Below are 24,770 nucleotides of genomic sequence, written 5' to 3'. Positions count from 1 at the left end.
GTTGGGGGTTTCCCCCTGTGAGAGTAGGACGCCGCCAAGCCATTTAAAAAGATCAGCCATCCGGCTGGTCTTTTTTTGTATTGATATATTTTCAGCTTTCAGGTCGACTAGTTCGGCCTGTGGACTAATCTAGTCGACCTGAAACGAAATAGTTAAACCCGCAGACTATTAATTCCGACCAAAATTGGAAAAGTCGACCTGTAGATTAATTTTTTCGACCTGAAATGAAATGAATCGACCTGCAGCTTATTTAATTCAACCTATCGTTAACATTTGAATTGAAAAAATTCATGAGAGCAAGATACGAATATGTACCGATCATGGAGCAATGGTTAATTTCATGAATCAGGCTATAGTAAATCAAAGGGGGAGAAGGGCAGGATAATGAAGGGAATGCATAATTTATGAGCGTAGGGCTTTAACTGAAGACAGGGATATCATAATTTGAGGCATTATGGAATTTTCAATGATGAAAACGGTTTTATTGAAAGGTATTCTTGTCTTTACTTGTTCTTTTCATTATACTAGGAAGAATTTATTGTTGATGAAGAACTTATTATTGATCATAATGCAAGTTGGATGCTAAGGAAGAAGACAGACAAAATAGAATTATGGAAGGGATCGGTATTGTGAGTAAAAAGAGTAAGGAAAAGTTTGAAGTCATCGAGGGCGAGACGATCGGTGAGTGTTTAGATCGAATTAAAGCGGCAGGATACTTTCCTGTAAGGCGGATGGAGGAGCCTATCTTTGCCGAGAGAATCGAGAATGGCAAAGTCCAATATGTGCCAGTTGATCGAAAAATTGTATTCGAAGCAAAATTAATTGAGTAAAACACGAACGATTAATTAATATCATGTAAAAATATTCGATTTTAACTTGACATTAAAATGGCCGGAAGGTAAGATGAAGTTACATTAATACATCTCATATAATCATGGGGATATGGCCCAAAAGTTTCTACCTGATGACCGTAAATCATCGGACTATGAGAAAAGCATCTGACTATTTCGGAAACTAGCCAAGTCTTTTTGTACTTTTTCAAAAAGGCTTTCTTTTCCGGACAGGTTGCTTTCTCGATGAGGAAGCAACCTGTCCGGTTTTTTTATTACATGTTATAGATAATGATAAGCGTCCGTCTGCGTACTCGGGACGCCATAATATGAGTGTTGGAGGGAAAGATGATATGAAACCGCAAGTTGGGGTTATTATGGGAAGTGTCTCGGATTGGGAAACGATGAAATACGCTTGTGAATCATTGGAACAGCTTGAGATTCCCTATGAAAAAAGAGTCGTTTCCGCCCACCGGACGCCGGATTTACTATTTGAATATGCAGAGAGTGCAAAAGAGAGAGATATTAAAGTGATTATTGCCGGTGCAGGCGGGGCTGCACATCTTCCAGGTATGACCGCCGCTAAAACGATTGTCCCTGTGATTGGCGTGCCAATACAGTCGAAGGCATTAAATGGGATGGATTCGTTATTATCGATTGTTCAAATGCCTGGTGGCGTACCGGTTGCAACGGTTGCGATCGGGAAAGCGGGCGCAGTCAATGCCGGTTTGTTTGCGGCTCAAATATTAGCAGCTTTTGATTCTGACATTGCTGATAGGTTAGAGGCTTTACGAAACGAAACCAGAGAAAAGGTGTTACAGAGCAGTGAACAACTTAAATAATACAGTCATTTTACCGGGACAGACCATTGGAATAATCGGCGGTGGGCAATTGGGCAGGATGATGGCCTTATCGGCTAAGGCATCGGGCTTTAAGATAGCGGTCCTTGAGCCGACTGCAGAAGGTCCATGTGCTCAAGTGGCGGATATTGAAATCACTGGTGCTTATGATGATATCGAAGCATTGAAAAGATTAGCTGAGGTCAGTGACGTCATAACATACGAGTTTGAAAATATCAGTTCAGCAGCCCTGGATTGGTTAAAGCAACATGCATTTCTTCCACAGGGCTCAGAATTATTAAAGCTGACACAGGATAGATTGACGGAAAAAAAAGCCATTTCTGATGCAGGAGCTTCTGTTGCTCCATATCAGGAAATACAGGATATTTCAGAAATTTACCTTCATATAGAGAAATTAGGGTACCCTAGTGTGTTAAAAACGACCCGGGGCGGTTATGATGGAAAAGGGCAGTTGGTCATTAAGGAAAAAGCCGATATCAAAAAGGCTGAATCCCTGCTCAAAACAGGTAAATGTGTGCTGGAAGCCTGGATTCCTTTCGTAAAAGAAATCTCCATTATCGTGACGCGCAAGGCAAATGGCGAGGCAAGTCATTTTCCGATTGCGGAAAACATTCATATTGAAAACATTCTTCATAAAAGTATTGTTCCCGCCCGTATTAGTCAACAAGCTGAACGGAAAGCTATTAATGAAGCTTTGCAGCTTGCAGAGAAACTTGATTTGGTGGGGACATTGGCAGTCGAGATGTTTTTAACCGCTAAGGATGAGATCATTATTAATGAATTAGCGCCAAGACCTCATAACTCAGGCCATTATACAATGGAAGCATGTGAGACTTCACAGTTCGAACAGCATATAAGGGCTGTCTGCAATTGGCCGCTCGGAAATACGGAGTTATTGAAGCCTGTGGTAATGATAAACATCCTTGGTGAGCATATCGAGCCCCTAATGGATGAAATTCCGACGCTTTCAGATTGGAAGGTTCACCTTTACGGTAAGAAAGAAGCCAAGCTTAAGCGGAAAATGGGTCATGTGAATATTTTACGTCCAACTATTGAGGAAGCTCTTTTGGAAAGTGATCGAAGCAAAATATGGAATCAACAGGTTGAAACGGAGGAAGTAAAATGATTGAACGTTATACCCGCCCAGAGATGGGAAACATTTGGACAGAAAAGAACCGCTTTAATGCGTGGTTGGAAGTTGAAATCTTAGCTTGTGAAGCATGGTCTGAATTAGGTGTCATTCCAAAAGAAGATGTGAAGCTTCTTCGTGAAAATGCCACATTCGATGTGGACCGTATCAATGAAATCGAAAAAGATACACGCCACGATGTTGTTGCTTTTACACGTGCGGTTTCTGAAACGTTGGGTGAAGAACGGAAATGGGTCCATTACGGACTGACTTCCACTGATGTGGTGGATACAGCTCTTTCATATGTGATAAAGCAAGCGAATGAGATCCTTGCCAAGGATTTAAATAACTTCGTTGAGATTCTGAAAAATAAAGCGAGAGAACATAAATACACGGTTCAAATGGGGCGTACACATGGAGTTCATGCTGAGCCGACCACTTTTGGGTTGAAACTGGCTCTTTGGTATCAAGAAATGAAACGCAATGTCGAACGTTTTGAAGAAGCAAGAAAGAACATAGAGGTTGGGAAAATCTCTGGAGCTGTCGGAACTTACGCAAACATCGACCCGTTCGTTGAAAAATTCGTTTGTGAAAAGCTTGGCCTTGAAGCAGCGCCAATTTCAACACAAACATTGCAGCGCGATCGCCACGCACATTATATGAGCACATTGGCTTTAATAGCGACATCAATTGAAAAGTTCGCAGTGGAAATTCGCGGCTTGCAAAAAAGTGAAACACGCGAAGTGGAAGAATTCTTTGCAAAAGGACAAAAAGGATCTTCGGCAATGCCTCATAAACGGAATCCAATCGGTTCTGAAAATATGACGGGTATGGCTCGTGTAATCCGCGGTTACATGATGACAGCATATGAGAATGTGCCATTATGGCATGAACGTGACATTTCACATTCTTCTGCTGAGCGCATCATCTTGCCGGATGCAACGATCGCCTTAAACTACATGCTGAACCGTTTCAGCAACATAGTGAAGAACTTGACCGTTTATCCAGAAAATATGAAACGCAATATGGACCGTACGCTGGGATTGATTTTCTCACAACGTGTGCTGCTTTCCCTTATCGATAAAGGACTTGTCCGTGAAGAAGCTTATGATACGGTTCAGCCGAAAGCGATGGAAGCATGGGAGCTTCAGGTTCCATTCCGAAGCCTGATCGAAAAGGATGATAAAATCACAAGCTTGCTTACGAAAGAAGAACTTGATGATTGTTTCGATCCTACACATCACCTGAAAAATGTTGATGTAATCTTTGATCGTTTAGGTTTATAAAAGTGAAGGCGGCAAACATGGCACCTCTAAACGGTGATATGTTTGCCAAGCCTGATCAATGGTAGGAAGATTCATAATATTCACAATGTGGGGGTCTGGACAGATGGAAAAACGAGAATTGTTGTATGAAGGAAAAGCGAAACAGATTTTTGCAACGGACAACAGTGAAATAGTATGGGTGGAATACAAGGATTCGGCAACAGCGTTCAATGGCGAGAAGAAGTCAGAGATTGCCGGAAAAGGTAAGTTGAATAATCAAATTACTAGCTTACTCTTTTCAAAGCTTGCCCAAGAAAATATCCCGTCCCATTTTATTGAAAAGCTTTCCGAACGGGAGCAGCTAGTCAAGAGGGTATCCATCATTCCGCTTGAAGTAGTTGTCAGAAATACGGCTGCCGGCAGTTTTTCTAAAAGGACTGGCATTGAAGAAGGCCAGCCGCTCAAGAAAACGCTGATAGAGTTTTACTATAAAGATGACGAGCTCGGAGATCCTCTGTTAACGGAAGACCATATTGAAGAATTGGAACTTGCAAGCAAGGAAGATGTAGCCATTTTAAAAGAAAAGGCACAAGAAATCAGTATCGTCTTAACTTCCTTCTTTAAAGAATTGGACATTAAATTGATTGATTTTAAATTAGAGTTCGGCAAAACCCCGAATGGAGACATTCTGCTGGCAGATGAAATTTCACCTGATACTTGCCGATTATGGGATATAAACACGAACGAAAAGTTAGACAAGGATGTATTCCGCCGTAATTTAGGCAGTTTAACAGATGCTTACGAAAAAATACTAGCAAAGTTGGAGGGCACTCAACATGTATAAGGTTAAGGTATATATCACACTACGCGAAAGTGTACTAGATCCACAGGGAGCAGCAGTGCAACAATCACTTCATAGCTTGACATATAACGAAGTTAGTGATGTTCGAGTGGGGAAATACATTGAACTTACAATTAAAGATACGGATCGTGATTTAGATCAACTTGTGAAGGAAATGTGTGAAAAACTATTGGCCAATACGGTAATTGAAGCTTACCGTTATGATGTTGAGGAGGTTATCACCCAATGAAATTTGCTGTCATAGTTTTCCCTGGTTCCAATTGTGATGTCGATATGTACCATGCGATAAAGGATGCACTTGGGGAAGAAGTGGAGTATGTTTGGCACTCTACAGACAATCTAGATCAGTATGACGGGATTCTCCTTCCAGGAGGTTTCTCTTATGGAGACTATTTACGCTCTGGAGCAATTGCACGATTTTCGAATGTAATGGCCGAAGTCGTAAAAGCGGCACAAGCAGGAAAACCTGTCTTGGGTGTCTGCAATGGTTTTCAGATTTTACTTGAAGCAGGACTTTTACCTGGAGCGATGCGCCGTAATGAAGGCTTGAAATTCATTTGCCGCAATGTAGGATTGAGGGTTGAAAATAATCAATCGATGTTCACGACAGGATATGAATTAAATGAAACGATTACGATCCCGGTTGCCCATGGTGAAGGGAATTACTACTGCGATAATGAGACATTGGCTGAATTAAAACAAAATAACCGCATCTTGTTCACGTATGATGGTGAAAATCCAAACGGAAGCTTGGAACAGATAGCGGGAATTACAAATGAACAAGGAAATGTCCTCGGTATGATGCCTCATCCCGAACGTGCTGTTGATTCGCTGCTTGGCAGTAAAGACGGCTTAAAGATTTTTCAATCCATCGTAAAAAACTGGAGGGAATCACATGTTATTACAGCTTGAACCAAGTCCGGAAAAAATTAAATCGGATCGTTTGTACGCAACTATGGGACTATCCGATGATGAATTTGCAATGGTGGAGAAAATCTTAGGCAGACTGCCGAATTATACGGAAACTGGATTGTTTTCGGTTATGTGGTCAGAGCATTGTTCCTACAAAAATTCGAAACCCATCTTAAGGAAGTTCCCGATTACAGGGGAGAAAGTGCTACAAGGTCCTGGTGAAGGAGCAGGTATCGTTGATATCGGTGACGATCAGGCAGTCGTTTTTAAAATTGAAAGTCATAACCACCCTTCGGCAATAGAACCTTATCAAGGTGCTGCTACTGGTGTCGGCGGTATTATCCGTGATGTCTTCTCCATGGGTGCCCGTCCGATTGCGATGTTGAACTCGCTTCGTTTTGGTGAGTTAGACAATGATCGCGTGAAATATTTATTTAAAGAAGTGGTTGCCGGGATTGCAGGATACGGGAATTGTATCGGAATTCCAACTGTCGGCGGAGAAATTCAATTTGATCCATCGTATGAAGGGAATCCTCTAGTCAATGCCATGTGTGTAGGTTTGATTGATCATAAGGACATTAAAAAAGGCCAAGCGCATGGAGTGGGCAACACAGTGATGTATGTGGGTGCCAAAACTGGACGTGATGGAATCCATGGAGCAACATTTGCATCTGAAGAGCTATCAGAGTCTTCAGAAGAAAAACGGCCTGCCGTACAAGTAGGCGATCCATTCATGGAGAAACTGCTTTTGGAAGCATGCCTTGAATTGATTCAAAATGATGCGCTTGTTGGTATTCAGGATATGGGAGCAGCGGGTCTTACAAGCTCATCTGCCGAGATGGCGAGTAAAGCTGGATCCGGAATAAAAATGAATCTTGATTTGATACCGCAGCGTGAAACGGGAATGACAGCATATGAAATGATGCTTTCTGAATCACAAGAACGGATGCTGATCGTTGTCACAAAAGGACGCGAACAGGAAATCGTCGACTTGTTTACGAAATATGACCTAGAAGCGGTTGCTGTTGGTGAAGTAACGGATGATAAAAATCTAACACTTTCCCATCAAGGTGAAATCGTTGCTGAGGTTCCGGTTGATGCATTGGCTGAAGAAGCTCCGATTTATCATAAGCCATCTGCAGAACCGCAATATTTCCGTGATTTCCAAAGCATGACGGCAGAAGTGCCAGTCATTGAAGATTATAAAGAAACATTGGTATCACTATTGAAGCAACCGACAATTTCGAGTAAGGAATGGGTTTACGACCAATATGATTACATGGTCCGCACGAATACAGTCGTCTCACCTGGATCGGATGCGGCGGTAGTGCGTGTACGTGGTACGAATAAGGCCCTTGCCATGACGACGGATTGCAACTCCCGCTTTATTTATCTAGATCCTGAAACAGGTGGCAAAATCGCAGTGGCTGAAGCAGCCCGTAACATCATTTGCTCGGGTGCAGAGCCTTTGGCGATTACGGATTGCTTGAATTTTGGGAATCCAGAAAAACCTGAAATATTTTGGCAACTGGAAAAAGCGGCAGACGGTATGAGTGAAGCTTGCAGAAGCTTAAGTACTCCTGTAATAGGCGGAAACGTTTCCCTTTACAATGAAACGAATGGTGAAGCGATTTATCCGACACCTGTAGTTGGGATGGTTGGTCTAGTCAGTGACCTTCAGCACATCACTACACAAACATTTAAAAATGAATCCGATTTGATTTATGTGGTAGGCGAAGCGAAAGTTGAATTTGGAGGCAGTGAATTACAGAAGATGCTCGAGGGTAAAATCTTTGGACGCGCTCCAGAACTTGATTTGGCCATTGAACAAAAACGTCAGCAGCAAATTCTAACTGCAATCCAAAAAGGACTTGTTGCATCAGCCCATGACCTTTCGGAAGGCGGTTTGGCAGTGGCTTTAGCTGAATCTTTATTCGGGGCTAGCAAACTTGGGGCAAAAGTGAATATAACCGGCGAACCAGTATCCGAATTATTCAGTGAAACGCAATCGCGATTCTTACTGTCCATCAATCCTGAAAACCAAGCGGCATTTGAAGCACTTGTTGAAGATGCAATATGCATAGGTTCAGTAACGGCTGATAATAAATTAGTCGTGGAGACAAGCGGTGATAGCAAAGTATTGAAAGCGGACGTTGAAGATTTACAAACAGCTTGGAAGGGAGCCATACCATGCTTGCTGAAATAAGAAGCCTAAACGAAGAGTGTGGTGTTGTTGGAGTCTGGGGACATCCCGATGCTGCACAGCTTGCTTACTACGGTTTGCATAGCTTGCAACATCGTGGTCAAGAGGGAGCAGGCATCGTCGTGACGGATGGTGAGCAGATGTCCATCTCTAAGGGCGAAGGACTTGTCACAGAGATATTCACTGCCGAAAAAATGCAGGCACTTTCCGGTACCGGAAAAGCGGCAATCGGCCATGTCCGTTATACAACGGCAGGCGGCGGCGGGTACCAAAATGTTCAGCCTTTCTTGTTCAATTCGCATACAGGAGGGCTGGCACTTGCCCATAATGGGAATATCGTCAATGCCCATCAGTTAAAAGCACAGCTTGAAGGACAGGGAAGCATTTTTCAAACGACTTCTGATACGGAAGTTCTGGCACATCTGATTAAACGCTCCGGCTACTCTGATGTAAGAGATTCCGTGAAGAACAGTTTAAGCATGCTGAAGGGAGCCTATGCCTTTGTCATCATGACCGAAAACCAAATGATCATGGCAAGAGATCCGCATGGCTTCCGTCCACTTTCCTTGGGGAAAATAGGCGATGCTTATTTCGCTGCATCAGAAACATGTGCACTTGATATTGTAGGTGCAGAATTCATCCGCGATATTGAGCCGGGTGAACTCGTTGTCATTAATGATGAGGGAATCACATCCGAGTACTTTTCACTTTCCAGCCAGCAGGCAATGTGCACGATGGAGTACGTGTATTTCTCCCGTCCGGATAGCAACATTGATGGTATCAATGTCCATACGGCACGAAAAAACCTTGGCAAGCAAATGGCACTGGAAACCAAAATTGAAGCCGATGTAGTTACAGGTGTACCTGATTCCAGCATTTCGGCAGCGATTGGCTATGCTGAAGCTGCAGGCATTCCCTATGAAATGGGTTTAATAAAAAATCGGTATGTTGGACGGACGTTCATTCAGCCATCACAAAGTCTGCGTGAACAAGGCGTGAAGATGAAACTATCACCTGTAAGAGGGGTAGTGGAAGGTAAGCGGGTCATAATGGTTGATGATTCAATCGTCCGTGGGACAACGAGCAGAAGGATTGTCCGCATGTTAAAAGATGCTGGAGCGAAAGAAGTGCATGTAGTAATCAGCTCACCACCGATCAAGAATCCATGTTTTTATGGCATAGACACGTCTAAAAAGGAAGAACTGATTGCGAGCTCTAAATCGGTGGAGGAAATAAGGGAAATCATCGGTGCTGATTCATTAACTTTTTTAAGTGTAGAAGGTATGGTCGAAGCAATTGGACGACCGTTTCCTGGAGAAACGCGCGGTTCATGCCTAGCTTGTTTCACCGGAAATTATCCGACTGAAATTTTTGAATACGAACGAGAAAAAACAAAATGTTAATCAAGTCGGCAATGATGATTGATTTTCGGAGGAGGATTTCAAATGGCTAATGCATATAAACAGGCTGGTGTGGATATTGAGGCTGGTTATGAAGCGGTAAATCGAATGAAAAAACATGTAAAGCGCACATTTCGTCCAGAAGTAATGAATGGTCTTGGCGGTTTCGGAGGCATGTTTGATTTATCTTCCTTGAACCTTAAAGAACCTGTGCTCATTTCAGGTACGGATGGAGTGGGTACAAAACTTTTGTTGGCGTTCATGATGGATAAACACGATACAATTGGAGTGGATTGTGTAGCTATGTGCGTCAATGATGTTGTCGTTCAAGGTGCTGCACCTTTATACTTTTTAGATTATATTGCCTGCGGTAAAGCAGATCCTGAACGAATTGAAATGATCGTCAAAGGAATTGCAGATGGCTGTGAGCAGGCAGGCTGTGCTTTAATCGGCGGAGAAACGGCTGAAATGCCTGGCATGTACGAGACGGAAGAATACGATGTTGCAGGTTTTACTGTAGGTGCCGTTGAAAAATCACGTCTAATTACTGGTGAAGCAATTTCAGCGGGTGACGTCGTTATTGGGCTCGCTTCAAGCGGAATCCACAGTAATGGGTATTCCCTTGTTCGTAAAATACTTCTTGAAGACTCAGGTATGGGGCTTCATGACTTCGTTCCGGAACTGGATTGCAAGTTGGGAGAAGAATTATTAAAACCGACAAAAATCTATGTGAAGTCCGTTTTATCGACGTTGGAAAAATTTGAAGTTAATGGTCTTGCCCATATCACTGGTGGAGGATTCATCGAGAATATTCCTCGTATTCTTCCTGAAGGATGCGGTGTTGAAATCGAGCACGGAAGCTGGGAAATTCCAACTATATTCTCATTCCTTGAAGAAAAAGGGAATCTTGTAAAAGAGGAAATGTTCAATATCTTCAATATGGGAATCGGAATGACGGCCGTCGTGAAAAAAGAAGTGGCATCCGATGTGCTAGCCCACCTACGTTCTTGCGGTGAAGAAGCCTCAGTTATTGGAACGGTTGTGGATGGAAATGGAGTGTCGTTCAAATAATGAAACGCCTTGCTGTCTTTGCATCAGGTAACGGTAGTAATTTTCAATCAATTGCTGAAGCAATAAAAATTGGAAAGTTAGAGGCGGAAATCTGTCTTGTCGTTTGCGATCGTGAAGACGCATATGTGCTTGAGAGAGCTAAGCTTGAGAATATTGATTCTTTCTCCTTTTCAGCGAAGAATTACTCGAACAAGACTGTGTACGAATCGGAAATCCTCGAAAAACTTCGCCAGTATGAGATAGAATTTATCATTCTGGCTGGTTATATGCGTTTGATCGGTCCGACATTATTACAAAAGTATTCACAGAGGATTGTGAACATCCACCCTTCACTTCTGCCTAGTTTTCCAGGCAAGGATGCAATTGGCCAGGCTTTTGACGCCGGAGTGAAGGAAACGGGGGTAACGGTTCATTATGTCGATGATGGAATGGACACAGGACCGGTCATTGCCCAAAAGGCAGTGCCAATTCTTGAGGGGGATACGAAAGACATCCTTCAAAAAAGGATTCAGGAAATGGAGCATGACTTGTATCCGTCAGTTTTGCAGGAGCTATGCCACAAGAAACTTACTTAATGGAGGGACCAACATAACATGAAGAAACGTGCATTAATTAGTGTATCGGATAAAACAGGTATCGTAGAATTTGCTCAAGGTTTAATTGAAGCAGGTTTTGAAATCATTTCTACAGGCGGTACCAAAAAAACGCTGCAGGATAATGGTATTGAGGTAATTGGAATCAGTGATGTCACCGGTTTCCCGGAAATATTGGATGGACGTGTTAAAACACTTCACCCGAATGTCCATGGAGCAGTGTTGGCAAAACATGATGACAAAAGTCACGCAGCACAGCTTGCAGAACATAATATTGAACCCATTCAACTTGTCTGTGTGAACCTATATCCATTCCAAGCGACTATTTCCAAACCGGAAGTAACTGTGGAAGATGCTATTGAAAACATCGATATCGGTGGACCGACAATGCTTCGTTCTTCTGCTAAAAACCACGAATATGTGACTGTTATCGTTGATTCCAATGATTATCCTACCGTATTGGCTGAGCTGAAACAAAACGGCGGGGTATCAAAAACCACGAATCGCCGCCTGGCTGCAAAAGTTTTCCGCCATACAGCAGCATATGATGCCGTTATTTCAGAGTATATGACAGAGCTTGCCGATGAAGAAAATCCTGAATCATTGACTGTTACCTATGAATTGAAACAGTCGCTTCGTTATGGGGAAAATCCACATCAAAAAGCCGCATTCTATAAAAAACCGCTTGGTTCCGTTTTCTCAATTGCAGAAGCGAATCAATTACATGGAAAAGAACTTTCATACAACAACATTAATGATGCTGATGCAGCACTTCAAATCGTTAAGGAATTCAATGAGCCGGCTGCCGTTGCAGTCAAACATATGAATCCTTGCGGCGTCGGTGTCGGTGCGACCATTTTGGAAGCATATGAAAAAGCTTATGAGGCAGATGCCACTTCCATTTTCGGCGGGATCATCGCTTTGAACCGTGAAGTTGATAAGGCGACTGCGGAGAAGCTTCATGAAATTTTCCTTGAAATCATCATTGCTCCTGGATTTACACAAGAGGCAGTGGAAGTATTGACAAGCAAGAAAAACCTTCGTTTATTAACAATCGATTTCGACGCGGTTAAAAAGCCTGAACGCAAATTGACATCCATTGAAGGCGGATTACTTATTCAAGATCGGGATGCACATAGCTTAAAGGATGCTGAGATAAAAGTGGCAACGAAACGTGAGCCTACCCCTGAAGAGTGGAAAGCCATGGAGCTTGGCTGGAAAATCGTGAAACATGTCAAGTCGAATGCAATAGTGGTTAGTAACGATCAAATGACATTAGGTGTTGGCGCAGGTCAAATGAACCGTGTGGGAGCTGCAAAAATTGCTCTGGAACAAGCTGGGGAAAGAGCGACAGGAAGTGCATTGGCATCAGATGCTTTCTTCCCGATGGATGATACTGTAGAAGCTGCAGCGAAAGCGGGCGTCACGGCAATCATTCAGCCTGGTGGATCTGTTAAAGATGAGGATTCAATCAAGAAAGCTGATGAATATGGGATTACGATGGTGTTTACAGGAATTCGTCACTTTAAACATTAATCAAAAATGAGGTGCGATAATGAATGTATTAGTAATTGGCCGGGGCGGCAGGGAGCATGCCATAGCCCGCAAACTATTTGAAAGTAAACGGGTGGGGACTGTTTTTGCAGCACCGGGAAATCCAGGGATGGCCGATGTAGCGACTCTTGTTCCAATTGATGAAAACAATCACGGGGATTTGGTTGCCTTTGCCAAGAAGAATGCAGTTTCATTAACGGTGATCGGGCCCGAAACCCCATTGTTGAATGGACTTGCCGATGATTTTACGGAGGCAGGATTACAGGTATTTGGCCCAAATGGCCGTGCTGCAGTCATCGAGGGGAGTAAATCCTTTGCTAAAGATTTAATGAAGAACTACAGCATTCCGACAGCAGAATATGAAACATTTTCTGATTATGATTCAGCAAAGGCATATATCGAAAAAATGGGTGCACCCATCGTCATTAAAGCGGATGGTTTGGCTGCAGGAAAAGGTGTCGTAGTTGCCATGACGATGGAAGAGGCGTTAGACGCCATCCATGATATGCTAGTCGGGGCAAAGTTCGGGGAAGCATCTGCCAAAGTCGTTATAGAGGAATTCCTTGATGGCGAGGAATTTTCATTGATGGCATTCGTAAATGGGGAAAAAGTGTATCCGATGGTCATTGCTCAAGATCATAAGCGGGTTTTTGATGGAGATCAGGGTCCGAACACAGGTGGAATGGGTGCATACTCACCGGTGCCGCAAATTTCCGATGAAATGATTCAGACTGCAGTCGAAACAATTCTTAGGCCCACAGTAAATGCGATGATTTCGGAGAATCGGAGTTTTACAGGAATATTATATGCCGGGTTGATCGCTACTGAAAAAGGCACAAAAGTCATTGAGTTCAATGCCCGTTTTGGCGATCCGGAAACGCAAGTTGTTTTACCGCGCCTAAAAACAGATTTCGTAGATACGCTTGAAGCGGTTCTTTCTGGAGAGGATTTACAACTTGAATGGCATGAAGAGGCCGTTCTTGGAGTGGTCGTAGCAGCTGATGGATATCCAGGCGAATATAAAAAGGGTTCTATCATTAAAGGCTTGGAAAAGATTGATCCAAATGCCCATGTTTACCATGCTGGAACGGCTCTCGATAGTGAGGGGAATTTCATCTCGAATGGCGGACGTGTACTTCTGGTTGCTGCAAAAGGGAAAGATTTGTCCTCTGCCCAAGCTGAAGTATATAAAGAGTTAGCCCATATTGAGAAAGACGGCTTATTCTGGCGAACGGATATTGGCTACCGTGCAATAAAATACAATTTTTCATCATAATATAAAGAAGCTGACTCTAAGCGGAGTCAGCTTCTTCTTTAGAAAAAACTTAATATGAATCAGATTGATTAGTGTGATTCTCCTGTTTTGGTTCATTTTTCATTAAGTTTTGTCCGTTTTCCATTGCATCGACAACAGGACAATAGCGGAGGATGCCTTCGCCTATTTTCATGGCAGAAAGCATGACCACAAATATATAAGATTGGTTTTTCCATGGTTTTTTAACCATTTTAGCCATAGCCCATGTTAGCAATGTAAAACCACAGGTAATTCGCATTAATGCATTTATTATACTGATATTTTGTTTAAACTTCACTTAAAGTCCATCCCTTCACAAAAATTTAACAATATTCTGGTTAACAATACTGTTCTAATGAGGCAAGTATGTTACTATGAAATAAAATTGGATTGAAAATGGTTTTTTTCATACATCTGTTTCTATAAAATTATGGGGGAATGTTTATGCTTGAACAGCGCTATAGATGGAAAAATAAACATCTAAGAGAACATATAGATGTGCTGGATGGCAATAGGGCACCACACATTCTGCTTAAAAATACGACTTATTTAAATCAGGCATTACGAAAATGGGTAAAAGCGAATATATGGATATATGATGATCGCATCGTATATGTCGGCGATAAGCTTCCTGATAATATAGACCGCTGTGAAATGGTAGACTGTACAAACCAGTACTTAGTCCCGGGTTATATTGAGCCGCATTCACACCCTTCTCAATTATATAATCCCCTTTCTTTTTCACGTTATGCATCTCATTTTGGCACAACGACATTGATCAATGATAACTTGCCGTTTCTATTGCAATTAGATAAAAAGAAAGCGTTTTCTCTTTTGAAAGAATTACGTAACATTCCTGTAACAATGTATTGGTGGAGCCGTTTTGACGGACAAACGGAATTGATTGATGAAGATATGGTCTTTTCCCACGGGGCCGTTAAATCATGGCTGGAGCATGATGCCGTATTACAGGGCGGGGAACTAACTGGATGGCCGAAGCTTCTCGATGGGGATGACATGATGTTGCACTGGATTCAGGAAGCCAAGCGGATGAGGAAGAAAATGGAAGGGCACTTTCCAGGTGCTTCAGAGAAGACTTTAGCAAAAATGACCCTGTTCGGCGCCGATTGTGATCATGAGGCAATGACAGGTGATGAAGTCATGTCGCGCTTGCTGCAGGGCTATTATGTATCGTTAAGACATTCTTCGATCCGGCCGGATTTACCAAAGATGATACAGGAAATCCATGAACTGGGCATCGATCATTATGACAAATTCTTTTATACGACAGATGGATCGCCGCCATCCTTTTATGAAGGTGGTTTCATAGACTGCCTCATCAAAATAGCGATAGAGCATGGCGTTCCGGTCATCGATGCATACAATATGGCAACTATCAACATTGCACGATATTATAACATTGAATACCTTCATGGCAATATTGCCACTGGAAGGGTAGCTAACATCAACTTCCTGACCGATGTAAAGGAACCAGCACCGGTTTCGGTAATGGCAAAAGGGAAATGGGTTAAAAGGGATGGTGAAATCATTCCGGATAAACAGCAAATCGAATGGAGTGATTTCGATTTTAAACCACTTGATCTTGATTGGGATCTTAGTTTAAAGGAAGATTTTGAATTTTCCATGCCGTTTGGGATTGAATTGGTCAATAATGTAATTACGAAACCGTACTCTCTTTCCAATGATGTTGGGTATGAAGAACTGAACTTTGAGGATGATGAATGCTTTTTCATGCTTATCGATCGGGAAGGGAAATGGCGCATCAATACGATATTAAAAGGGTTTGCGGACAAATTGTGTGGCTTTGCTGGCTCTTATACAAATACAGGTGATATCATACTAATCGGTAAAAGGAAAAAGGATATGCATTTGGCATTTAACCGGCTGAAGGAAATCGGCGGTGGAATCATTTTAACGGAACAAGGCAAGGTGATCCATGAACTTCCTCTGAAATTAAAGGGAGTCATGTCCACCAAGGAGGTTCCTGAGCTGATTGAAGAAGAAAATGAATTGAAACATTTGCTGAGAGAGAGGTTATCGCTTCGCCGATCCTGTATACACCCTTTCATTCTTTTCGACAACCCATCTGCCATATATAAGGCTAACCCAGCGAGGAGTATATGATGTAATGAATAAAACTATACTCTTTCCCACTATAATGCGTTAAAATATAAGAGAAGAAATGGCTAATAAATCAGAGGAGTGGAAAGATGAATTTTAAGAGAGTTCTTTTCATGGTTATTGCTATTTTACTGCTGGCAGGCTGTTCTACGAAAGAAGATCCTGCATCGGATGACAGTAAGCCGAAAGACCAAGCTGTCATCAAAAATACAGATGTGAAAAATGAACCTTCCAATGAGTTTCCACTTACAGGTATAGCCACCGATGCAGGCAGTGAGCGAAGGACTGTAGCAGTGATGATTAATAATCATCCAGAAGCACGCCCACAATCGGGCCTCTCAGAAGCCGATATGGTCTACGAAATGCTTGCAGAAGGTGACATAACCAGATTTTTAGCTATCTTCCAAAGTGAAATGCCAAGCCAAATCGGTCCGATTCGGAGTGCAAGGGACTATTATATCGAATTGGCTAAAGGCCTTGATTGCATCTATGTCTGTCATGGGAATAGCCCCGAGGCAAAAACCATGCTGGACAAAGGGTATATTGATAACTTGAACGGATTATATTATGATGGTACTTTGTTTCAACGTTCGGCAGATCGAAAAGCACCGCATAATTCCTACACCTCCTTTGAGGATATCCAAAAAGGTGCGAAGGAAAAGGGATATGAGTTGAATGGTGCACCGGAGCCATATGCCTTCCTTACAAAGGAAGAGGCGGCTGGTCTTCAAGGGGAACCGGCATTGAAAACCGAGGTTTCCTACGGATCAGACGAGTATGATGTTCAGTATGAATACGAAGCCACGGAAGAGAAATATAAACGTTATTCGAATGGAGAGCAAACAGTCGAACATAAATCGAATAAACCTATTTTACTGGATAATATATTGATCATTGAGGCTGCTCATCAAGTGATCGACGATAAAGGGCGTCGTAAAATCGACTTGAAAAGTGGCGGAAAAGGTTATTTACTTCAAAAAGGAAAAGCGAATGAAGTAGAATGGGTTAATAAGGATGGTCGGATTATACCAGTGAAAAACGATAAAGAAGTAGGGTTGATTCCAGGGAAAACTTGGGTCAATATTATTCCGGATGAACCTGGTTTAGTAGGAGACGTCTCATTTTGATACCCATGAAATTGAGGGGGAGTAACATGCAAATTGATAAGTTGAGAGGAAAAGAAACGGATCAGCTGTTTAAGTCGATCCTTTCCTTGCGTGATTTGGACGAATGCTATCGATTTTTTGATGATTTATGCACAGTTAATGAAATTTCATCACTGGCACAGCGCCTTGAAGTAGCCCGCATGCTTGAAGAAGGGAAAACCTATCATAAAATCGAAACGGAAACGGGCGCAAGCACGGCTACGATTTCCAGGGTCAAACGCTGCTTGAATTACGGAAATGACGCTTATTCCATGGCTCTTAACCGTATTAAGGATAACGTCGAGGAAACAACTGAATCTTAATTCTTCTTTCGATTATAATAAAAAGCCGGGGAATTCATTTCCCGGCTTTTTACTTTGAGTCCAGCACTCTCTTTGCCGGCTGTCTTTCAGCCGTATCCATGTTATATTGGATTTTAGATTCGGAGGTTCCATTTGGTAATAACATTTTATCGATACTTCTCTTTTTTAATGAAAAATCTTAATGCTATAATGGTGTAATGGGAAGTGTGAATGGAGGATTATAATGTACGATTTTCGCGAGTGGAAACATGTTTTCAAACTCGATCCAAATAAAGAAATAAGTGATGAAGCCCTTGAAAAAGTTTGTGAATCCGGTACCGATGCAATAATGGTCGGGGGAACGGATGGAATCACGCTTGAGAATGTGCTTCATTTAATGGCACGTGTCAGACGATATACCGTCCCATGTGTGATGGAAATTTCTTCTGTTGAAACGGTGACGCCAGGTTTTGATTTATATTTCATTCCGAGTGTCCTGAATAGCACCAACCCTGATTGGATGATGAAACTGCATCAGCAAGCAGTCAAGGAATACGGATACCTTTTGAATTGGGATGAAATTTTCGTTGAAGGGTACTGTATCCTGAATCCTGAGTGCAAGGCGGCCCAATTGACGAAAGCCAATACCGATTTGGATATGGATGATGTGGGTGCATACGCGATGATGGCGGAAAAAATGTTCAACCTGCCGATTTTTTATTTGGAATACAGCGGTGATTACGGCGATGTCCAGATGGTGGAAGCGGCCAAAGAGAGTTTGGAGGATACCGTACTATTCTATGGCGGTGGGATAAAATCGGTTGAACAAGCCACAGAGATGTCTAAGATTGCGGATGTCATCGTTGTCGGTAATGTGATTTATGAAGATTTGAAAGTGGCACTTGCAACAGTTTCGGCAGTTAAATGAAAACATGTAATAAATATAGTATACTAAAACAGAAACGAATGTTCGTATAGGTGGTGTGATAATGCAATATTTAGCGGAAAAATTACTAATAGGTTTGAATGAACAGCAACAAAAAGCAGTGAAATCAACTGATGGCCCACTTTTAATCATGGCAGGGGCAGGAAGTGGAAAGACGCGTGTGCTGACTCACCGAATAGCTTACTTGATGGTCGAGAAGGAAATAGCGCCTTGGAACATCCTTGCAATCACGTTCACCAACAAGGCGGCACGTGAGATGAAGGAGAGGATCCGTGCCATACTAGGCGGTGCGTCCGAAGATATCTGGATTTCGACTTTCCACTCGATGTGTGTCCGCATTTTACGAAGAGATATCGACCGTATCGGATTTAATAGGAACTTCTCGATATTGGATACGACGGATCAGCAATCGGTCATAAAACAAATCATGAAAGATCGTAATATGGATACAAAGAAATATGATTACCGTGCCATTTTGGGTAGCATCAGTTCAGCGAAAAATGAATTGGTCGGGCCGGAGGAGTACCTGAAGACGGCGTCTGATTACTTCACTAAAGTAACTGCCGATGTATATACGGAATATCAAAAACGGCTGCGTAAAAATTCAGCGCTCGATTTCGATGATTTGATCATGATGACGATTCAATTGTTCCAGCTCGTACCTGAGGTGCTTGAATATTATCAGCGTAAATTTCAATACATTCATGTTGATGAGTACCAAGATACGAACAGGGCTCAATACATGCTTGTTAAACTATTGGCTTCACGCTTCCGTAATCTCTGTGTTGTCGGGGATTCCGATCAATCGATCTATCGTTGGCGCGGTGCGGATATTGCGAATATCCTTTCATTTGAAAAAGATTACCCGAATGCCAACATGATTTTCCTTGAACAGAATTACCGCTCGACGAAAAAGATTCTTGAAGCGGCGAATAAGGTCATTGATAACAATCAAAACCGGAAGCCGAAAAATCTTTGGACCGAGAATGCAGATGGCAATAAGATATTCTATTACCGTGCGGACAATGAACAAGGGGAAGCGCAATTTGTAGCCGGTAAGATAAATGAGTTAGTTCAGGCCGGCAGCAGGAAATATTCAGATATAGCAATACTTTACAGGACAAATGCACAATCACGTGTCATGGAGGAAGTTCTGCTTAAATCCAATATAAATTATGCAATAGTCGGGGGCACCAAGTTCTATGACCGTAAAGAGATTAAGGATTTACTTGCCTATCTTCGCCTTATTGCGAATCCTGATGATGACATCAGTCTTCGCCGTGTAATCAATGTACCAAAACGCGGAATTGGTGCAACTTCAATGGACAAAGTGGCAGATTATGCAGATCAATATGATGTTTCCATCTATAAAGCACTCGAATCCGTTGAAATGGTAGGGATAAGCGGGAAGGCTACCAAAGCGGCAAGGGAATTCCATATGCTGATCACTAATTATACAAATCAGCAGGAATACTTATCCGTGACGGAACTAGTGGAGGAAGTCATTAAGAAAACCGGTTACCGTGAGATGCTGCAGGCGGAAAAAACGATTGAATCTCAAAGCCGGCTTGAAAATATAGATGAGTTTTTATCTGTTACGAAAGCATTCGAAGATAACAGCGAGGACAAATCATTGGTGGGCTTTTTGACTGACCTGGCGTTGGTTGCCGATATAGACCAACTTGATGAGAATTCCGAAGAAGCTACAAATACGGTAACGTTGATGACACTGCATTCAGCGAAGGGACTTGAATATCCGGTGGTCTTTCTATTGGGCCTTGAAGAAGGGGTTTTCCCTCACAGCCGCTCGCTTATGGATGAAGAGGAGATGGAAGAAGAACGCCGTCTGGCTTATGTGGGAATTACAAGGGCTGAAAATGAGCTATTCATAAGCAATGCCCAAATGCGGACATTGTATGGACGGACGAGCATGAATCCTGTTTCACGTTTCATTAATGAAATACCAGAGGAACTACTTGAAGATTTAAAACCGAAACCGGCTCCTAGAGCAAGGCAAACACCTTTCAGTTCTTCAAGAACCGGATCTCCTTCAACAGCCTCAACAAGAAAAGTGCCTGCCTTTGGAAGAGCTGTTTCTGCACCATCCGCAACGGGCGGTGAAGAAATCGGCTGGGCTGTCGGCGACCGTGCATCCCATAAAAAATGGGGTATAGGAACCGTGGTGAGCGTAAAAGGGGAAGGCGAAGGGAAAGAACTGGATATTGCTTTCCCAAGTCCAATTGGCATCAAACGCCTATTGGCGAAATTTGCACCGGTTGAAAAAGCATAAGCTATTAATATGCTTCTACTGGTAAAGAATAGGGATATCTGACTTTAGACACCGCTCTTCTAAAAGAAGTGCGGTGGAGTCTTCTTTAGAAAGGATTGAACGTATGGACTTACAAGCTGCAGAGAAGAAAGTTTTAGAACTGCAAACGTTATTGAACCAATACAGCTATGAATATTATGTAATGGACCAGCCATCAGTACCTGATGCTGAATATGATCGGCTACTCCGTGAACTTATTGAGTATGAGGAGAAATTTCCAGAACTGCAAACGGCGGACTCACCGACACAACGGGTCGGTGGCGCCATTTTGGATATGTTTGAAAAAGTGGAGCATACCACACCGATGCTTAGTTTAGGCAATGCCTTCAATGAAAGTGACTTACGGGATTTTGACAGAAAGGTCAGACAATCTGTAGGTGACGATTTTTCCTATGTATGTGAATTGAAAATTGATGGACTTGCCGTCACTCTTCAATATGAGAATGGTTATTTCGTAAGAGGGGCTACTCGTGGAGATGGAACGATCGGTGAAGATATTACCGCTAATTTGAAAACGATCAAGTCGATTCCATTGAAGTTGCGGGAGCCGGTTTCCATAGAAGTGCGCGGTGAGGCCTTCATGCCAAAAAAATCATTCGAATCATTGAACAAGGCTAAAGAAGAACGCGGTGAGGAACCATTTGCAAACCCACGAAATGCAGCTGCCGGTTCGTTAAGGCAGCTTGACCCAAAACTTGCTGCAAAACGGAACTTGGATATTTTCCTTTATGCGATTGCCAATTTTGGGGAAACAGGGGTCCGTTCCCACAGTGAGGGTCTGGATTTATTGGATCGCCTCGGGTTTAAGACGAATCGGGAAAGAAAAACATGCTCCAATATAGAGGAAGTAATAGCTTATATAGTAGAATGGACGGAACAACGTCCAAACTTAGCCTATGATATTGATGGACTTGTCGTTAAGGTGGATTCCCTTGAACAGCAGGATGAATTAGGTTTTACTGCAAAAAGTCCGCGATGGGCCATTGCTTATAAATTCCCAGCTGAAGAAGTCATTACAACCCTAAGGGATATCGAGCTGAATGTTGGCCGTACAGGTGTATTGACTCCGACCGCCGTTTTGGATCCCGTTCGGGTAGCAGGTACGACTGTGCAGCGAGCTTCACTTCATAACGAAGACTTAATCCGTGAAAAGGACATCAGAATCGGAGATCAAGTGGTCGTGAAAAAAGCGGGTGATATCATTCCAGAGGTGGTCAATGTACTGGCAGAGCGCCGTACAGGGGAAGAAGTCGAGTTTAAGATGCCGACTGAGTGCCCGGAATGCAACAGTGAACTTGTCCGGCTGGAGGGGGAGGTTGCTTTACGCTGCATCAACCCGAAGTGTCCTGCACAAATAAGGGAAGGCTTGATTCACTTTGTTTCCCGTACAGCAATGAATATAGACAGTCTTGGTGAAAAAGTGATTAGCTTGTTGTTTAAAGAACAACTCATACAAGATGTGGCTGATATTTATAAGCTTACATACGATCAACTGATTGCTTTGGAAAGGATGGGGGATAAATCCGTCAATAAACTTCTTCAAGCAATCGAAGCTTCGAAAACCAATTCGTTGGAAAAATTACTATTCGGGCTGGGCATTCGCCATGTTGGTTCAAAAGCGGCCAAGACACTGGCACGGGAGTTCGGGACAATGGAAGCCTTAAGCAAGGCGAGCCGTGAAGACCTAACGGCCATTAATGAAATAGGTGATAAGATGGCCGATTCCATCGTAGCCTATTTTGAATTGGAAGAAGTCCATGCGTTACTGAATGAATTGGAAGCAGCCGGTGTGAACCTTACTTTTAAAGGCCCAAGAGCTGTTGCTATTGAAGAAATCGATTCCGCTTTTGCCGGTAAAACAGTCGTTTTAACGGGTAAATTGCATCAGTTAACACGTAACGATGCAAAAGAGAAATTAGAGGCGCTAGGAGCTAACGTTGCTGGAAGTGTCAGCAAGAAAACCGATTTGGTCATAGCTGGCGAAGATGCCGGTTCCAAACTGGAAAAAGCGGAAAGCCTAGGCGTCATGGTATGGGATGAAGAGAGACTGATTGAGGAACTAAATAAATAAGAGGTGTAGCTATGAGGAAACACTCTATTTTGGGGATGGTTCTTATACTGCTTCTTGCTGGATGTGCGCCTAGTTTTGAGGATAAGCAAGAGGTAGTTCAAGACTCCAAAGACAAAAAAGAAACGGCAATTATTCCGAAGTATAAAATTTCGGAAGAATACTATCAAACAATCCTACCGTTTGAACCATCAAAAGCACGCGGTTTGGTCGTATCCAATCTAAATACCCGATATGACATTGAAGAATTCGAAAATGGATTGATGCGGTTGGCCCAAACCCAATTCGACCCGGAAGATTACCTGTTTCAAGAGGGGCAAATGCTGAATAGTTCCACGATATCTTCCTGGCTGAACAGAAAATATACCGATAGTCAGTTGAAAGAAAAGAAGATGAAGGCCTCAGAGAACCTTGGCTTGAATCCGGTTGACCCAGGTAAAGGGGACATTGATAAGCGGAATGAAGAAAATCCAATTTATCTTGCTCATATTTTAGAACATAATTACTTGGTCAAAACAAAGGATAATTCGGTGAGCCTTGGCGGGGTTGTTATAGGTCTTGCTTTGAATTCAGTGCATTACTATCAAAAAGAGGCATTCGGTGCCACCTATGAAAATAAAATCGATAGTAAAAAGCTAAAGCAAGAAGGGGAGAAAATTGCTGCAGAAGTCTTAAAGAGGCTGCGAAAAATGGACAAGCTGAAAAATGTTCCGATTACGATTGCCTTATTCGAGCAAAATGAAAAATCCTCAGTAGTCCCTGGGAATTTCATTTCCTATACAAATATCGATAAAAACTCTGACAATATTGGAAAATGGACGAACTTGAATGAAGAGTATTTCCTATTTCCTTCTGCTGGTGCTGAAAAAAAATACCGTGATGACGTCAATACTTTCACGAACTTTAAAGAAGATGTCGAAGAATACTTCCCTAACTTTAACGGAGTCATCGGCAGGGCGTTTTATATGGATGATCAATTGCAAAGTCTGAACATCGATATCCCGATTCAATTTTATGGGAACTCGGAAGCGATCGGCTTTACCCAATATGTTGCCGGGCTTGTAATGGAACGTTTCCCTAACTACATTGCCGTACAGGTATCCATTACCTCTGTAAATGGACCTGAAGCGCTCATAGTCCGAGAAGCAAATCAAGACGAACCAACCGTGCATATATACGAATGATAAAAAGATGAAGCTTAACGGCTTCATCTTTTTTTGCGACCCAATTTAAAATCCGGATCTATTTTTGTGAATTTTCAAAATAACCTTTAACCTGGAACAAAAATATATAATAGGAAGTAAACCCTTCCATCTTAGGGAGCAAATGCATTATAGAGGGAACATTTGTCGAATTTTACAGGCCTAATTGTCATTTCCCCGGAAATTCCGGCAACTTTCCCATATTTCCCGGAAAATATCTCTTTTTCTTTATGAAATAATTGATTTTCGACATTGTATCTCTTGTTGCTTTACTGTGCAATAGTTTGATATGATTTAAACGATGATTATATGGAGAAAAGCGACGAAATTCAGTCGATTTGGATATTTTTTCGGAGGTGAAGAGAATGTCACGTATTTCTATGGAACAAGTTAAACACGTTGCTCATTTGGCTCGTTTGGCCATTACGGAAGAAGAAGCACAACAGTTTCAGCATCAGCTTGACCAAATGATTTCATTCGCGGAGCAGTTGAATGAGCTTGATACGGATCAAGTAAACCCGACTTCTCACGTTTTGGATATGAAGAATGTTATGCGCGAAGATGTCGCAAAACCGGGATTGCCAGTAGAAGAGGTAGTTAAAAATGCACCGGATAGCAAAGAAGGATATATCCGTGTACCATCTATAATTGAATAAGGAGGGA

The 24,770-nt window shown here is 42.4% G+C and carries 21 protein-coding genes, 1 pseudogene and 1 riboswitch; of the genes and pseudogenes, 21 read left to right on the top strand and 1 reads right to left on the bottom strand.

What is annotated here, in order from left to right:
• The first annotated feature begins 629 nt into the window (after positions 1 to 629).
• The 13 genes from ACFX4I_RS14315 (at position 630) to purD (ending at position 13,955) form a co-directional block, all read left to right on the top strand.
• Entirely contained in the window at positions 630 to 830 is a 201-nt protein-coding gene (locus ACFX4I_RS14315) for an NETI motif-containing protein (RefSeq protein ID WP_377421376.1), read from the top strand.
• A gap of 74 nt (positions 831 to 904) precedes the next feature.
• Positions 905 to 1,006: riboswitch (purine riboswitch) on the top strand.
• Positions 1,007 to 1,183: 177 nt separating this feature from the next.
• The gene (gene purE / locus ACFX4I_RS14310; RefSeq protein WP_098370632.1) at positions 1,184 to 1,672 is read left to right on the top strand and encodes a 5-(carboxyamino)imidazole ribonucleotide mutase; all 489 of its coding nucleotides are present in this window, start codon (positions 1,184 to 1,186) and stop codon (positions 1,670 to 1,672) included.
• Entirely contained in the window at positions 1,656 to 2,816 is a 1,161-nt protein-coding gene (gene purK / locus ACFX4I_RS14305) for a 5-(carboxyamino)imidazole ribonucleotide synthase (RefSeq protein WP_377421374.1), read from the top strand. Before purE ends, purK begins: the two co-directional genes overlap by 17 nt.
• Complete coding sequence (gene purB, locus ACFX4I_RS14300) at positions 2,813 to 4,105, top strand: adenylosuccinate lyase (RefSeq protein ID WP_377421372.1); 1,293 nt, start codon at positions 2,813 to 2,815, stop codon at positions 4,103 to 4,105. Before purK ends, purB begins: the two co-directional genes overlap by 4 nt.
• A 103-nt stretch (positions 4,106 to 4,208) precedes the next feature.
• The gene (purC, locus tag ACFX4I_RS14295) at positions 4,209 to 4,928 is read left to right on the top strand and encodes a phosphoribosylaminoimidazolesuccinocarboxamide synthase (protein ID WP_377421370.1); all 720 of its coding nucleotides are present in this window, start codon (positions 4,209 to 4,211) and stop codon (positions 4,926 to 4,928) included.
• Positions 4,921 to 5,175: a phosphoribosylformylglycinamidine synthase subunit PurS gene (gene purS / locus ACFX4I_RS14290; protein WP_034306118.1), complete on the top strand. Its 255-nt coding sequence runs from the start codon at positions 4,921 to 4,923 to the stop codon at positions 5,173 to 5,175. Before purC ends, purS begins: the two co-directional genes overlap by 8 nt.
• On the top strand, positions 5,172 to 5,858 hold the full coding sequence (gene purQ / locus ACFX4I_RS14285) for a phosphoribosylformylglycinamidine synthase subunit PurQ (protein ID WP_230135716.1): 687 nt from the start codon (positions 5,172 to 5,174) through the stop codon (positions 5,856 to 5,858). Before purS ends, purQ begins: the two co-directional genes overlap by 4 nt.
• Positions 5,842 to 8,064, top strand: a complete 2,223-nt coding sequence (gene purL, locus ACFX4I_RS14280) for a phosphoribosylformylglycinamidine synthase subunit PurL (RefSeq protein WP_377421368.1) — start codon at positions 5,842 to 5,844, stop codon at positions 8,062 to 8,064. Before purQ ends, purL begins: the two co-directional genes overlap by 17 nt.
• A complete protein-coding gene (gene purF, locus ACFX4I_RS14275) occupies positions 8,049 to 9,464 on the top strand; it encodes an amidophosphoribosyltransferase (protein ID WP_192207627.1) in 1,416 nt (471 codons plus the stop codon). The genes purL and purF overlap by 16 nt, the downstream gene beginning before the upstream one ends.
• 42 nt (positions 9,465 to 9,506) lie before the next feature.
• Positions 9,507 to 10,532 (top strand): phosphoribosylformylglycinamidine cyclo-ligase, encoded by a 1,026-nt coding sequence (gene purM / locus ACFX4I_RS14270; protein WP_377421366.1) that lies wholly within the window; start codon positions 9,507 to 9,509, stop codon positions 10,530 to 10,532.
• On the top strand, positions 10,532 to 11,107 hold the full coding sequence (gene purN, locus ACFX4I_RS14265) for a phosphoribosylglycinamide formyltransferase (RefSeq protein ID WP_309519372.1): 576 nt from the start codon (positions 10,532 to 10,534) through the stop codon (positions 11,105 to 11,107). The genes purM and purN overlap by 1 nt, the downstream gene beginning before the upstream one ends.
• 18 nt (positions 11,108 to 11,125) lie before the next feature.
• On the top strand, positions 11,126 to 12,661 hold the full coding sequence (gene purH, locus ACFX4I_RS14260; protein ID WP_141992756.1) for a bifunctional phosphoribosylaminoimidazolecarboxamide formyltransferase/IMP cyclohydrolase: 1,536 nt from the start codon (positions 11,126 to 11,128) through the stop codon (positions 12,659 to 12,661).
• Positions 12,662 to 12,680: 19 nt separating this feature from the next.
• Positions 12,681 to 13,955: a phosphoribosylamine--glycine ligase gene (gene purD / locus ACFX4I_RS14255; RefSeq protein ID WP_377421364.1), complete on the top strand. Its 1,275-nt coding sequence runs from the start codon at positions 12,681 to 12,683 to the stop codon at positions 13,953 to 13,955.
• 49 nt (positions 13,956 to 14,004) lie between these two features.
• Here the strand turns inward: purD and ACFX4I_RS14250 are convergent, their stop codons facing one another.
• Entirely contained in the window at positions 14,005 to 14,271 is a 267-nt protein-coding gene (locus tag ACFX4I_RS14250) for a YgaP-like transmembrane domain (protein ID WP_141992754.1), read from the bottom strand.
• Positions 14,272 to 14,417: 146 nt separating this feature from the next.
• Between ACFX4I_RS14250 and ACFX4I_RS14245 the strand changes: the two are divergent.
• From ACFX4I_RS14245 to gatC, 8 genes and pseudogenes are all read left to right on the top strand, one after another.
• Positions 14,418 to 16,161: pseudogene (locus ACFX4I_RS14245) on the top strand (adenine deaminase C-terminal domain-containing protein).
• Between the two features lie 43 nt (positions 16,162 to 16,204).
• A complete protein-coding gene (locus ACFX4I_RS14240; RefSeq protein WP_377421362.1) occupies positions 16,205 to 17,242 on the top strand; it encodes a DUF3048 domain-containing protein in 1,038 nt (345 codons plus the stop codon).
• A 26-nt stretch (positions 17,243 to 17,268) separates the two neighbouring features.
• A complete protein-coding gene (locus tag ACFX4I_RS14235; RefSeq protein ID WP_034306094.1) occupies positions 17,269 to 17,583 on the top strand; it encodes a YerC/YecD family TrpR-related protein in 315 nt (104 codons plus the stop codon).
• A gap of 223 nt (positions 17,584 to 17,806) precedes the next feature.
• A complete protein-coding gene (pcrB, locus tag ACFX4I_RS14230; RefSeq protein ID WP_230301311.1) occupies positions 17,807 to 18,490 on the top strand; it encodes a heptaprenylglyceryl phosphate synthase in 684 nt (227 codons plus the stop codon).
• Between the two features lie 61 nt (positions 18,491 to 18,551).
• The gene (gene pcrA, locus ACFX4I_RS14225) at positions 18,552 to 20,798 is read left to right on the top strand and encodes a DNA helicase PcrA (protein WP_377421360.1); all 2,247 of its coding nucleotides are present in this window, start codon (positions 18,552 to 18,554) and stop codon (positions 20,796 to 20,798) included.
• A 103-nt stretch (positions 20,799 to 20,901) separates the two neighbouring features.
• Positions 20,902 to 22,908, top strand: coding sequence for an NAD-dependent DNA ligase LigA (ligA, locus tag ACFX4I_RS14220; RefSeq protein WP_230301309.1), 2,007 nt, complete (start codon positions 20,902 to 20,904; stop codon positions 22,906 to 22,908).
• Between the two features lie 11 nt (positions 22,909 to 22,919).
• Positions 22,920 to 24,089 (top strand): CamS family sex pheromone protein, encoded by a 1,170-nt coding sequence (locus tag ACFX4I_RS14215; RefSeq protein WP_230301308.1) that lies wholly within the window; start codon positions 22,920 to 22,922, stop codon positions 24,087 to 24,089.
• A 383-nt stretch (positions 24,090 to 24,472) separates the two neighbouring features.
• Positions 24,473 to 24,763, top strand: coding sequence for an Asp-tRNA(Asn)/Glu-tRNA(Gln) amidotransferase subunit GatC (gene gatC, locus ACFX4I_RS14210; RefSeq protein WP_076372748.1), 291 nt, complete (start codon positions 24,473 to 24,475; stop codon positions 24,761 to 24,763).
• The last annotated feature ends 7 nt before the right edge of the window (positions 24,764 to 24,770 follow it).

The organism is Peribacillus sp. YIM B13472 (assembly GCF_042788005.1).
Classification (GTDB): Bacteria; Bacillota; Bacilli; order Bacillales; family DSM-1321; genus Peribacillus; species Peribacillus simplex_E.
The sequence above is the reverse complement of the archived record's forward strand: the minus strand, read 5'-3'. Positions and strand labels throughout refer to the sequence as shown.